This window comes from Bradyrhizobium sp. UFLA05-89 (genome assembly GCF_059803475.1).
In genome coordinates this window covers 40,602-53,121 of the sequence record NZ_JBANBA010000026.1, presented here as the reverse complement: position 1 = coordinate 53,121, position 12,520 = coordinate 40,602, and the positions used below count along the sequence as shown (strand labels likewise).

Sequence of the window (12,520 nt, the reverse complement as noted above, 5' to 3'; positions counted from 1 at the left end):
GCGGACCACACGGATTCTTGTCCTTGCCATCGACCGGCCCATCAATTTCCGCCGCTTGCCATCACAATCGCTGCGCTCGCGCTCGTTAGGTTGATGGCTCGATTCCGACCATTCCGGTGCTCGGATAGCGCGAGCCGGCGATGGTATCGGGTGCAAACAACGTATCGAGCGTGCCGATCTCGTCAGGAGACAGCGTGATCTCCGCTGCCGTCGCATTCTCCTGGACGCGCTCAGGTCGGCGCGTGCCGAAAAGCGGAGTGACGTGCGGATGTTTCGACAAGAGCCACGCAAGCGCCATCTGCGCGGGCGTGAGGTTTCGCGTCCGGGCGATCCGGTCAAGCTGATTGACGAGTGCCTGGTTCGTCTCCCGCGCGCCGTCCTGGAAGCGCGGATTGGTCTTGCGAAAGTCGCCGTCCGCAAGTCCCGCCACATCCAGCCTGCCGGTAAGGAAGCCGCGGCCCAGCGGCGAATAGGCAACGAAGGTTGCTCCCAGCTCGCGGCAGGCTGCAAGCATTCCACCTTCCGGCTCGCGACTCCACAGCGAATATTCGCTCTGCACCGCCGAGATGGGGTGAACGGCAGATGCCAAGCGCAACGTGGTGGGCGAAACTTCGGACAGGCCAAGCAAGCGAACCTTGCCTTGCTCAACGAGCCGCGCCATGGCGCCGACCACCTCCTCGATGGGGACATCCGGATTGCGGCGGTGGCAGTAGTAGAGATCGATGGTTTCGATGCCGAGCCGCCGCAAAGAACCCTCGCAGGCAGTCCTGATGTAGGCAGGTGAGTTGTCGACATGCCGCTCATGGGCGTCTTTTGCATCGCACGATGCCAAACTTGGTGGCCAGCACAGCGCGATTGCGTTTGCCTTTCAGGAATTGCCCGAGCAACTCCTCATTGGAGCCAAAGCCATAGGTGTCGGCGGTGTCGAGAAGATCGACGCCGAGATCGAGCGCCCGTTCGATCGTAGCGAAGGATTGCGCATCCTCGCTTGGGCCGTAGAACTCGCTCATGCCCATGCAGCCGAGTCCGAGGGCAGAAACTGACACGGTGCCAAGACGACGGCGCCGCCGCATATCAGGCCACCGTCCAGCCGCCATCTGCAACGAGCGCCTGACCGCTCACATAGCTTGCTGCATTGGAGAGAAGATAAAGGATGGATGCGGCGATTTCCGCGGGAATGCCGGCGCGACCGGCGGGCGACGTCGTCATGGTGGCATTGAGATTGTCGAGGCTGCCGAAGCCGATTTCCGCCATCGGCGTGGCGATGGGGCCGGGGCTTACCGCATTGATGCGGATGCCCTTGCCGAAATACTCCAGTGCCGCCGTACGGGTGAGGCCCAGAACCGCATGTTTGCTGGCGACATAGGGGGCGACCTGGGCAAAGCCCACATGCGCGGCAATGGAGGCAACATTGACGATAGCTCCGCCGCCGCTCGGTAGCATGGCTGCGATCTGATACCTCATGGACCAGAAGACGCTCGTCACGTTGGCGGCCATGATCGTCTCGAAGTCGGCCGTTGCGGTCTCGTGGAGGGGCGCGGCGTGGCCTAGTTGGCCGGCATTGTTCACCGCGCCGTCGAGACGGCCGAAGTGCTCCACCGTCTGCGCGATCGTCGCGCGGATATCCTCCTCCCGCGTCACGTCGCATCGCAAGGCGAGGGCCCGTCCGCCAGCTTGCTCGATGTCTGCCGCGATCGTGCCGCACAAGTCCAGGCGGCGCGCAGCCAGCACGACATTCGCGCCCCTTAGTCCCAGGGCGCGGGCTGTTGCCGCGCCGATTCCCGAGGAAGCGCCGGTGACGACATAGGTCTTGTTCGAAAATTCCATTGATCGCGGTCCGTGTTTGAGAGACTGCGGATCTCTTTAGAAAGGTGCATGTAGAACGATAATCGGGTATTCATTGCATGAATCAATGAGTCATATTCACTAATGAAGCGCGCCGACCTTCCCGACCTTGCCGCTTTCGCGGCGATCGCGGGCCTGAAGAGCTTCCGGCGCGCAGCCAGCGAACTGAACGTGTCCCCGTCCGCTCTGAGCCACGGCATGCGCGCCCTCGAGGAGCGAATGGGCGTCCGGCTTCTCAACCGCACGACCCGCGCCTTGGCGTTGACGGAAGCCGGCCAGAAGCTGCTTGCCAAGCTCGATCCGGCGCTCGCAGCGATCGAAACCGCGGTGAACGAGGCGGCCTCCTTTGCTCATGGCCCGTCCGGCAGCCTCCGGATCAATGCACCACGTTCCGTCTCGCGGCTCATTCTGCTGCCTCCGCTCAAGCGCTTCCTGCGCCGCTATCCCCGCGTGAGCGTGGAGCTTGCGTCCGATGACGCGCTCACCGACATCGTGGCCGCCGGGTTCGATGCCGGGGTTCGCTTCGACGAGAAGCTGCCGCGCGACATGATCGCGATTGCCTTGTCTGGTCCCATGCGTTTCTCGCTGGTCGGCAGCCCGGACTATTTCGCCACCCGCGCCATTCCGCGCGTCCCTGCCGACCTGAAGGGGCACATGGGTATCTGCCAGCGCTTTCCCGGCGGCGGCCTCTTTGCCTGGCCATTGGAAAAGGATGGCGACGAGCTGGAATTCATCCCAGAAGGTCCGCTGGTTCTCGACGACCAGGAGCTCATCCTCGACGCCTGCCTCGAAGGCTTTGGCCTGGCCTGCGTGTTCGAGCCTTACGCCGCGCCCGATATTGCTGCTGGCCGCCTCAAGGCCGTGCTGTGCGACTGGCAGCCCATGTTCGCCGGCCCCTCGCTCTATTACCCCAGTCGCCGCCGCATGCCTCGGCCGCTTCGCGCTTTCATCGACATGGTGAGGGAAGAGCAGGCTTGATCGCGCACTGCGCCGCGCAACGCGCGCTCCGATTTAGAACCACTCGATCTTAGAGCTATTCAAGTCGCGCGGGCTGCGCGGGCTCTGCTAGACGCGCTTGCGTGAATGCAATTCTCTGACTTGGAAGTGACTCGAAAGTGCGTGCCAATGCTGATGGCCAGCGCGTCCGCGGCCATCGAAACCGTGCCGGCAGGAGTCGTGCGCGTGTTCTCCTCGGAGCAGTCGTCCTGCTCGCCGATTATTCCTCCTCCACAGGGATCGCAGAGGCGCAGTCGGCGCTGCCGCCGGTGACGGTGGAGGCGCCGACAAAGCGGCCGAAGGTGAATGCGGCTACGACATCGGCGCGTCGCACGCAGGCTACCGCGTGGCAACGCGATCGCAATCCGAAGCCGATGGAAGCTTCGCCGTCGGAGCGCGCGGCCGCTGCCGCGGCAGTCCTGAATGAAGCCAAGCTCGGTTATCGCGCGATGCCGAACTCGAGCACGCTGCGCACGGGCGCCTCGCCGCTTGATACGTCGCAGTCCGTCAACGTGGTGCCCGAGCAGGTCTTGAAGGACCAGTTGCCGCGCAATCTCGACGATGCGCTCGCCAACGTCTCCGGCATCACGCAAACCAACACGCTCGCCGGCACCCAGGACGCCATCATCCGCCGCGGTTTTGGCGATAACCGCGACGGCTCGGTCATGCGCAACGGCATGCCGCTGGTGCAAGGCCGCGGCCTCAACGCCGCGGTGGAAAGCGTCGAAGTGCTGAAGGGCCCGGCGTCGCTGATCTACGGCATCATGGATCCCGGCGGCATCGTCAACACCATCAGCAAGCGTCCCGAGCTCTATCAGCACGGCTCCGTCACCCTGCTCGGCTCGACCTATGGCGGACGCAGCGGCGGCGATGCGCTGTTCGACATCACGGGTCCGATCGGCAAGGATGGGCTCGCCTACCGATTCATCGCCTACGGCGTCGGCGAGGATTATTGGCGCAATTTCGGTACGCACAAGGAAACGCTGATCGCGCCGTCGCTCGCCTGGTACGGCAAGGACACCACGGTCCAGCTCAACTACGAGCACCGCGACTTCCTCTATCCCTTCGATCGCGGCACGGCGATCGATTCCCGCACCAAGAAGCCACTCGCGATCCCGGCGACGCGCCGGCTGGACGAGCCCTACAACAACATGTGGGGCACGTCCGATCTGGTGCAGGCTTCTGTGGAGCACCGCTTCAACCAGGATTGGAAGCTCTACGCGGGCTACGGCTACAACACCGAATCCTACGGCGCCTATCAGCTCCGCATTACCGCGGTGAATCCGGTTACGGGCATCGAGTCGCGCAGCAATGACGGCACGTTGGGCGCGCTCAGCAACATCAGCTACGGCACCTCCTATTTGCAGGGTGTGTTCTGGTTAGGGGAGATGCGCAACGAGGTGCTGTTCGGCGGCGACGCGCAGTATCGTACGATCTACCGCCAGGATCTGCTGCGGAAGACGCTGCCCAGCGTGTTCAACATCTATGATCCCGTCTACGGGCTGATCGGGCCGGGCACAACGGTGTCCGCCGCCGACAGCGACCAGACCGACAAGCTCGGCGAGCGCGCGCTGTTTTTCCAGGACACGTTGCATCTCACCGACCGCCTCGCCTTGGTCGGCGGCGTTCGCTGGATGGAATACGAGCAGCTCGCAGGCAAGGCGCGTCCGTTCGTGACCAACACGAATCTCAGTGGCGACAAGGCCCTGCCGCTCGGCGGCGCGATCCTCAAGCTCACCGAACAGGTCTCGCTTTATGCAAGCTACACGGAATCCCTGAAGCCGACCTCGACGATTGCACCGCTCACCGGCGGCGTGGTCGTCGGCTCGAACCTCGCACCCGAGCAAGGCACCCAGTATGAGACCGGCATCAAGTTCGATCTCAACCAGCGCCTCTCGGGCACCGCGGCGATGTACGACATCGACAAGCGGAACGTGCTGGTCTCGCAGCTCAATGCCGCAACCGGCGTCACCGAGTATCGCGCTGCCGGAAAAGTCCGCTCGCGCGGCGTCGAGGTCGACGTCACCGGGCGGCTGACCGACCACTGGAGCATGATCGGAAGCTATGGCTACACCGACGCGCGCGTGGCCGACGACCCGACCTACTACGGCAAGCAATTGCAGAACGTCGCGCTCAATACCGCCTCGCTCTATCTGGTCTACGATTTCGGCACTGCGCTGCCGGGCCGGCTCCGCCTCGGCGGCGGTGCGCGCTATGTCGGCGATCGTCCCGGTGATTCCGCCAACACCTTCGTGCTGCCGTCCTACGTCGTCGCGGACGTGTTTGCGACCTACGAGACGCGCTACGAAAAGCTGCCTGTGATCTACCAGCTCAACGTCAAGAACCTGTTCGACACCGTCTACTATCCATCGGCTGTCGATACTCTCAAAGTCGCGATCGGCGACGCGCGGCGCGTGTCCCTTTCGGCAACCGTGAAGTTCTGAATGATGGGTGCGCGGCGGATCAAATCTGTCCTGCTCGACGTCCACTCCATCCTGGGCCTCACGATCGCGCTTGTGCTGGCGGTGATCGGAATTACCGGCGCGATCATGAGCTTCGAGGACGAGATCCTCGACAGCCTCAATGCCGGGATCATGCATGTCGCGCCCCGCCCTTCGCCGGTGCTTGCGCCGGATCAGCTCGTCGCGAGACTGAAGGCCACGCAGGAGCTCGGCAAGGTCTCGGCCCTCATGATGACCCGCGATGCGTCCACGGCCGTGCACGTCCGTTTCGCCCGCGAAGAGCAGGGCGCGCGGCCGTCCTCGCTCTATGTCGATCCCTATGACGCGCGCGTGCTCGGGATGCCGCGCGGCGAGGAGTTCTTCGCAACCGTCCGGAGGCTGCATCGCTGGCTGCTGCTGCCCGGCGATAGCAAGGGCTATGGCCGGCAGATCACCGGAATCGCGGCGTTCGGCCTGATCGCGCTGCTGGTCTCCGGCTTCGTGCTGCGCTGGCCGCAGCGTGCCGGCAGTGTGAAGATGTGGCTCAAGCCCAATCTGGCCTTGCGTGGTCGCGGCCTGCACCGGTCGCTGCACGCGGTCATCGGCACCTGGGTGCTGCCGATCTATCTGGTGATGACGTTGACCGGGCTCTGGTACTCGTTCGATTGGTACAAGGATGGCGTCCTCTGGCTGTTGTCGCGCCCATCGACTGCCGCCGCGCGGATGCAGCCGAAGCCGGCGCGCGAGGCGGCGGAGCCGCCCGGATTCGACCGCGCGTGGTCGACGTTCCTGCGCGAGCAGGGCGGCTCGTTCGCGAGGGCGCAATTGACGTTGCCGGCTGGTGGCGGCACCGTCATGCGCATCCGGTCGTGGCCCACGGAAACCACGCTCGAAGGCGTGCGCGACGAATTCCGTATCGATGCCGCCACCGGCCAGCTCGTATCTGCGGATATCTACGCAAACAAGACGCTCGGCGAGCGGACCATCGCCGGCATTCTCGACATTCACCGCGGCGCTATTCTGGGCTGGCCCGGCAGGCTCGCCTTCATGCTGGCCGCTGGCCTGATGCCGCTATTCGCGGTCACGGGAGTGCTGCTCTATCTGTCGCGGCGCAGGCACCGGCGCCTGGCGCAGGCGAGCGAGCGGAGTGAGCCCGCCTGCAACGCCCGCGCTTGAGATGAGGCTTCAATCGCCGGCCAGTTCCTGACCTGTATCACACGAGTGGCCAGGAGCTCGCACGGCGCCAGATCCGGAGGACGCCACGCCAAATCCGTCGATTGAATCCGGCACGCGCACGATGAGGATCAGGCGACTTGCAAGGCACGGGCATAGGTCAGGCCCGAATTGGTGATGTGGGTCGTCATCAATTGCGCGAAACCGTCGAAGTCGCCGCGTTCGAACAGGCCCAACAATTTGTAATGCTCTTCGAACGAGGCCGGCGTCTGCACGTCAATCGGCGCGCTCAGATTGGTGCGCAGCGTTGCGACGCGCCCGGAAACGAGCTGATAGGACTCCTGGAGATAGCGATTGCCGCAATGGGCGAACAACGCATCATGGATCGCGCTGTCAGCGCGTCCATAGGCAACGTTGTCCTTGGCCGTGAGCGCCTCCTCCATCGCGGCAATGGCCTGCTCCATCGCCGCGACCGCACCGGCACGGTCGTGGGCGAAGGCAAGTTCGGCGGCCTTGGGCTCGATCGCGATCCGGAACGTGCAGAGCGCCGTGATGTCCTCCGCGCTCGGGGTAAAGACGAAGCTGCCGACTTGCGGCCGGATCACCACGAGGCCCTGCGCCTGCAACTGGCCCATCGCCTCGCGCACCGGCGTGCGGCTGACACCGAAGGATTGCGCGACCCTCTCCTCGGAAATCGCCGCGCCGAGTGCGAACTCGCCGTCGATGATGCCCTGGCGCAGCCGCAGCATCACACGCTGCGCCAGCGATTTCGGCGTATCGAGCTTCAGCGACTTCATCGGGATTCAGATGACCTTGCCGGGATTGAGCAGATGAGCGGGATCGAGCGCGGCCTTCAGCGTGCGCATCAGCGCGATCTCGGCTTCGCTGCGGGCATGCCCGAGCCACTGCTTCTTCAGCGTGCCGATGCCGTGCTCGGCGGAGACGCTGCCGCCCATCTCGCGCACCAGGCCATAGATGATCGCATCCATCGCGTCCTTCGGCTGACGCTCGGTCGGCAGACCCGTCACCCAGGATACCAGGTGCAGATTGCCGTCGCCGATATGACCGTAATAGACGCTCTCGCAGCCCTTGATGCCTTCGGCGAGCGCGGCCTTGCAGCGCGTGACGAACTCGTCCATCCGGGCCACCGCAAGGCCAATGTCGTAGGAGATGTGCGGCCCCAGCACCTGGCCGAACTCGGCGCAGATGTCGCGCACCGCCCAGAATTTCTGCGTCTGCGCCAGCGATTGCGCGACGGCGGCGTCCGCGAGCAGGCCGCGCTCCATCAGCTCTTCTAGCCAGGCCTGGAAACGCGGCGCATCGATGCTCTCGTCGGTGCCCTGCGCTTCCACCAGTACGTAGAGCCCGCGTCCGGCAGCGACCGGCGGTTTGACGCCGGCGCGCGCGGTGATCACCTCCCAATAATCCGGCCACATCACCTCGAAGGCCGACAGCAGCGGGCCGAGGCCGGAGCGCGCGGCAGCGAGCAGGTCGACCACAGCGGCATAATTCTCCAGGGCGCACAGCGCGGCCATGGTCGAGCGCGGTTTTGGAAACAGCCGCAGCACCACGCGCGTGATGATGCCGAGCGTGCCCTCCGAGCCGATGAAGAGATGCTTCAGGTCGTAGCCGGCATTGTTCTTCATCAGCTTGTTGAGACTCGTGATGATGGTGCCATCCGGCAGCACGACCTCGAGTCCGAGCACCAACTCGCGCGTCATGCCGTAGCGGATCACGCGATTGCCGCCGGCGTTGGTGGAGAGATTGCCGCCGATCGCGCAGGAGCCGCGCGAGCCCAGATCGAGTGGAAAGAAGACGCCGGCCTCATCGGCCGCCTTCTGGATCGTCTCCAGCGGCGTGCCGGCCTTCACTGTCATGGTCGCGGAAGCGCGATCGATCTCCTCGATGCCGGTCATGCGTTCCAGCGAGATCGCGACCCAGCCGGGCTCGGGCGCCGCGCCGCGGCACAGGCCGGTCAATCCGCCCTGCGGCACGAACGGCAGACTTGCCTTGCGGCAGGTCGCAATCGCCGCGGCGACGCCGGCCGCATCCATCGGCCGGATCACCGCAAGCGGCGTCTGCGGCAGGCTCGCGCTCCAGTCGTTGCAATTACGCGCGGGCACCTCGTTGCCGATCAGCACGGCTTGCGGGCCGAGCCGGTCGCGCAGATCGCGCAACATGCCCTCGGAGCCTTCGAGTAGCGTCGTCATGTCGATGCGGAGCCTCTTGTTGCCGGGGTACGTGTGTTGCCGGGGTACGTCGCGGGTCGGCGCCTGCCCATGCATTTTTGGCGGCGCGACCCGCTTCACCGCGGAATTGCAGTGGTGTTGTATGTAAGGTACAAGAAGTAAATGGGAACGCCAAGCAGGTTCCGCACTTTTCAGGAAGTGCAAGCCTGATCAAAGCTTTAGAACGATTGCTCTTGCAGAGGACAGGTCATGACGGACGCAATTCGCGGGTTCTGGGTCGCCACGCCGACGCCGCTGACGGCCGAGGGAGCCGCTGACCCCGGCCGGTTGGCGGATCATGCGCTTCGGCTCTTCAAGACGGGCGTCGACGGCGTCGTGGTGTTCGGCACCACCGGCGAAGGCACCTCATTCAACGTTGCAGAGCGGGTCGCGACCGTGGAGGCCTTGCTCAAGGCCGGCATCGCCGCAGATCGCATCGGTGTCGGCGGCGGCTTTCCCGCGATCAGCGACAGCATCACCTTGACGCGTTCGATGCTGAGCCTCGGCGTGAACCATGTGCTGTACCTGCCGCCCTATTTCGATCGCAACGTCACGTCCGAGGGCCTCGAGGATGCCTTCGCCGCGATCTTCGATGGCGTCGCCGACGATCGCCTGCGCGCCTACCTCTACCACATCCCGCAGGTCTCCGGCGTCGCCGTGCCGACGCAAGTCGCGGCGAACTTGCGCAAGCGCTACGGCAAGCTCGTTGCGGGACTGAAAGACTCCAGCGGCGACTTCAAGCAATTCCAGGCGTTTCGTGCTGCTGCGCCCGAACTCGCCATCACCGTCGGCAATGAAGCCGACATCACCCGCGCCATCGCGGCGGGCGGCGCCGGCACCATCTGCGGCATGGCCAACATCGTGCCCGACCTCGTCAAGGACATGGTCGATGGCAAGGACGTCGAAGCACGCATGCAGGCGGCTATCGATATCGTCGTCAACACGCCTTCGTTCGCGGCGACGCTGAAAGCCATTCTCGCAGCACAGACCGCCGATCCCGGCTGGCTGCGCGTGCGCCCGCCGCTCCGCGGCCTCTCCGACGGCAAGCCGCTGAAGGCGAAGATCGACGCGCTGGTGAGTCCCGCGATCGCGTGACGTCCGCGAACCTTTCTCGCGTTCGCGGAGCGGCTAGCCAAGGCCGCGGCAATGGTCCAAAAGCGGCAGACTTATTCTCGCGAGGATCCGCCGCTCCATGAAGCTTCCCACCGTCACCCCTGCCGATATCCGTCGCGCGCTGCTGCTGCGCGAGGAGGTTGCGCTGCTCGATCTCAGGCATGAGGCGGCGTTTGCCACGGGTCATCCCCTGTTTGCCGCCAACATGGCGGCGGGGCGCATCGCGATCGAAGCCGAGGCGAGGCTGCCGCGCAAGGATGCAGGTATCGTTCTCTATGATGACGGCGAGGGTCTGGTCGGGACGGGCGCCGAACGGCTGCGGGCGCTCGACTACACAAATCTTCGCGCGCTCGACGGCGGCCTCAATGCGTGGCGCGCGGCCGGTTACGAAGTGTTCGAGGATGTGAATTCCTATGCCAAGGCCTTTGGCGAGCTTGTCGAGGCGCGCCGTCACACGCCCTCGCTTAGCGCCGACGAGGTCGCAAGCCTGATTACCGACAAGGCCAATGTCGCGATCCTGGATGTTCGCCGCTTCGACGAATATGCAACCATGAACATCCCGGGCTCGGTCAGCGTGCCCGGCGCCGAGCTCGTGCTGCGCGCGGGCCGCGCGGCCCCCGATCCAGACACCACCATCATCGTCAATTGCGCCGGCCGCACGCGCTCGATCATCGGCACACAGTCGCTGATCAATGCGGGCATCCCGAATCAAGTGCGTGCGCTGCGCAACGGCACGATCGGCTGGACTCTTGCCAAGCACTCGCTCGAGCACGGCGCCGGGCGGCGTGGTGCGGTCGGAGCGTTTGAGGGCGCCGCGGCCAATGCCCGCGACGTCGCCTATCGTGCCGGCGTTCGCCACATCGGCGCGGGCGAGGCGGCATCGCTCGCTGCGCAACCGCATCGGACGCTGTATCGCTTCGATGTGCGTGACGCCGAGGACTATGCGAGTGGTCATCTCGCAGGCTTCCGCCATTATGCCGGCGGCCAGCTCGTTCAGGAGATCGACATGGCGGCGCCCGTGCGCGGCGCGCGCATCCTTCTGACCGACGACAAAGGCGTGCGCGCCGACATGACGGCGTCCTGGCTTGCGCAGATGGGCTGGGAGGTCTACGTGCTCGAGGGCGGCTATGACGGCGCGCTCGAAGTGGGACCGCCGCAGGTATTGCCCAAGCCCGATCCTGCGCACCGGTACCGGCGTCCCTACGAGGGCACCGATGTCGCGGAAAGTGCGATGCAGGCCTATCTCGACTGGGAATACGGCCTCGTCGAGCAGCTCCGCCGCGACGCGACGCACGGATTTTACGTGATCTGAGCGGGTGAGGCGGGCCTGGCGAGAGGCCAAGATGCCCCGCCTTCCCGTGTCCACGCGAGAATCATATTGTCTTCAGCCTCGCCGGCGACTAAGCCGCGCGCGAAGGTGATACCCACGGAGATTCCATGCCAGCTACAGCCCCGACCCCTGAGAGGACAGCGAAAGCCCTGTTGCTTGAAGGCGTCAATGACAGCGCAGTGGACCTGTTCAAGGGCGCCCGCTTCACCAATGTCGAGCGGCTGACCAAGGCGCTCGACGGCGAGGCACTGCGGCAAGCCGTGAAGGGTGTATCGCTGCTCGGCATCCGCTCGCGCACCCAGCTTACCGAGGATGTGCTCGCCTCCGCCGACCAGCTTCTCGCGGTCGGCTGCTTCAGCGTCGGCACCAATCAGGTCGATCTGCTCGCTGCCCGCAAGCGCGGCATTCCCGTCTTCAATGCGCCGTTCTCCAACACGCGCAGCGTCGCCGAGCTCGTCATCGGCGAGATCGTGATGCTGCTGCGGCAGATCTTTTCGCGCTCGGTCGCGGCGCATGACGGCGGCTGGGATAAATCCGCGGCTGGCAGCCGCGAGGTGCGGGGCCGCACGCTCGGCATCATCGGCTATGGCAATATCGGCTCGCAGCTCTCCACGCTTGCCGAAGCCATGGGCATGCGGGTGATCTTCTTCGACCGCACAGACAAGCTGCGTCACGGCAACACCGAGCCGGTCGAGAAGCTCGAGGACCTCCTGGCCCAGAGCGACGTGGTCAGCCTGCATGTGCCGGAAACGCCGGAGACCGCCGGCATGATCGGCGAGCGCGAGCTGCGGCTGATGAAGCCGGGCTCGTTCCTGATCAACAACAGCCGCGGCACCGTCGTCGATCTCGATGCACTGGCGCGCGCGTTGCGCGATGAGCACCTCGCCGGCGCCGCCGTCGACGTTTTCCCGGTCGAGCCCTCCTCGAACGCCGATCGCTTCAAAAGCCCGCTGCAGGGTCTCACCAACGTGATCCTCACGCCGCATATCGGTGGCTCCACGGAAGAGGCGCAGGAGCGGATCGGCGGCGAGGTAGCCCGCAAGCTCGTCGACTATTACGTCACCGGCTCGACCATGGGCGCGGTCAACTTCCCGGAGGTGCAGCTCCACCTTCGCCCCACAGGTGTCCGCTTCAGTCACGTTCACCGCAACGTGCCGGGCATGCTGCGCCGGTTGAACGAGGTGTTCTTGCAGCGGGACGTCAACATCGCCGCGCAGTATCTGGAGACGCATGGCGAGCTCGGCTACGTCGTGCTCGATGCCGATCTTGGCGGCCAGGATTCGAACGAGCTGCTCCAGCAGATCCGTGGGCTCGACGGCACGATCGGCGCGCGGCTGGTGTTCGAACACTGACGCGCGCCCGAACTGGCGGCTTTTCGCATCACGACGCTGTGA

Annotated in this window: 9 protein-coding genes and 1 pseudogene; 6 read left to right on the top strand and 4 right to left on the bottom strand. The window is 65.0% G+C overall.

Annotated features, from left to right (window positions below; translation table 11 throughout):
* Positions 1 to 85: 85 nt before the first annotated feature.
* Positions 86 to 1,073 (bottom strand): annotated as a pseudogene (locus SO139_RS16185) (aldo/keto reductase).
* A gap of 1 nt (position 1,074) precedes the next feature.
* Positions 1,075 to 1,827 carry an SDR family NAD(P)-dependent oxidoreductase gene (locus SO139_RS16180; protein ID WP_449378192.1) on the bottom strand — a complete coding sequence of 251 codons (753 nt, stop codon included), beginning with the start codon at positions 1,825 to 1,827 and terminating at the stop codon, positions 1,075 to 1,077.
* A 102-nt stretch (positions 1,828 to 1,929) separates the two neighbouring features.
* Between SO139_RS16180 and SO139_RS16175 the strand changes: the two genes are divergently transcribed.
* From SO139_RS16175 to SO139_RS16165, 3 genes are all read left to right on the top strand, one after another.
* Entirely contained in the window at positions 1,930 to 2,823 is an 894-nt protein-coding gene (locus tag SO139_RS16175; RefSeq protein WP_498540223.1) for a LysR family transcriptional regulator, read from the top strand.
* A gap of 137 nt (positions 2,824 to 2,960) precedes the next feature.
* On the top strand, positions 2,961 to 5,285 hold the full coding sequence (locus tag SO139_RS16170; protein WP_474800396.1) for a TonB-dependent siderophore receptor: 2,325 nt from the start codon (positions 2,961 to 2,963) through the stop codon (positions 5,283 to 5,285).
* Between the two features lie 3 nt (positions 5,286 to 5,288).
* A complete protein-coding gene (locus SO139_RS16165; RefSeq protein WP_449378265.1) occupies positions 5,289 to 6,458 on the top strand; it encodes a PepSY-associated TM helix domain-containing protein in 1,170 nt (389 codons plus the stop codon).
* A 128-nt stretch (positions 6,459 to 6,586) separates the two neighbouring features.
* Here the strand turns inward: SO139_RS16165 and SO139_RS16160 are convergent, their stop codons facing one another.
* Both SO139_RS16160 and SO139_RS16155 read right to left on the bottom strand, forming a co-directional pair.
* Positions 6,587 to 7,252 carry a GntR family transcriptional regulator gene (locus SO139_RS16160; RefSeq protein ID WP_449378190.1) on the bottom strand — a complete coding sequence of 222 codons (666 nt, stop codon included), beginning with the start codon at positions 7,250 to 7,252 and terminating at the stop codon, positions 6,587 to 6,589.
* Between the two features lie 6 nt (positions 7,253 to 7,258).
* Complete coding sequence (locus SO139_RS16155) at positions 7,259 to 8,665, bottom strand: FAD-binding oxidoreductase (protein ID WP_449378189.1); 1,407 nt, start codon at positions 8,663 to 8,665, stop codon at positions 7,259 to 7,261.
* A 228-nt stretch (positions 8,666 to 8,893) separates the two neighbouring features.
* On the opposite strand from SO139_RS16155, the gene SO139_RS16150 reads away from it, so the two are divergent.
* The 3 genes from SO139_RS16150 (at position 8,894) to serA (ending at position 12,478) form a co-directional block, all read left to right on the top strand.
* Positions 8,894 to 9,778, top strand: coding sequence for a dihydrodipicolinate synthase family protein (locus SO139_RS16150; RefSeq protein WP_449378188.1), 885 nt, complete (start codon positions 8,894 to 8,896; stop codon positions 9,776 to 9,778).
* Between the two features lie 97 nt (positions 9,779 to 9,875).
* Positions 9,876 to 11,108: a rhodanese-like domain-containing protein gene (locus tag SO139_RS16145; protein ID WP_449378187.1), complete on the top strand. Its 1,233-nt coding sequence runs from the start codon at positions 9,876 to 9,878 to the stop codon at positions 11,106 to 11,108.
* A gap of 125 nt (positions 11,109 to 11,233) precedes the next feature.
* Positions 11,234 to 12,478 (top strand): phosphoglycerate dehydrogenase, encoded by a 1,245-nt coding sequence (gene serA / locus SO139_RS16140; RefSeq protein ID WP_449378186.1) that lies wholly within the window; start codon positions 11,234 to 11,236, stop codon positions 12,476 to 12,478.
* The last annotated feature ends 42 nt before the right edge of the window (positions 12,479 to 12,520 follow it).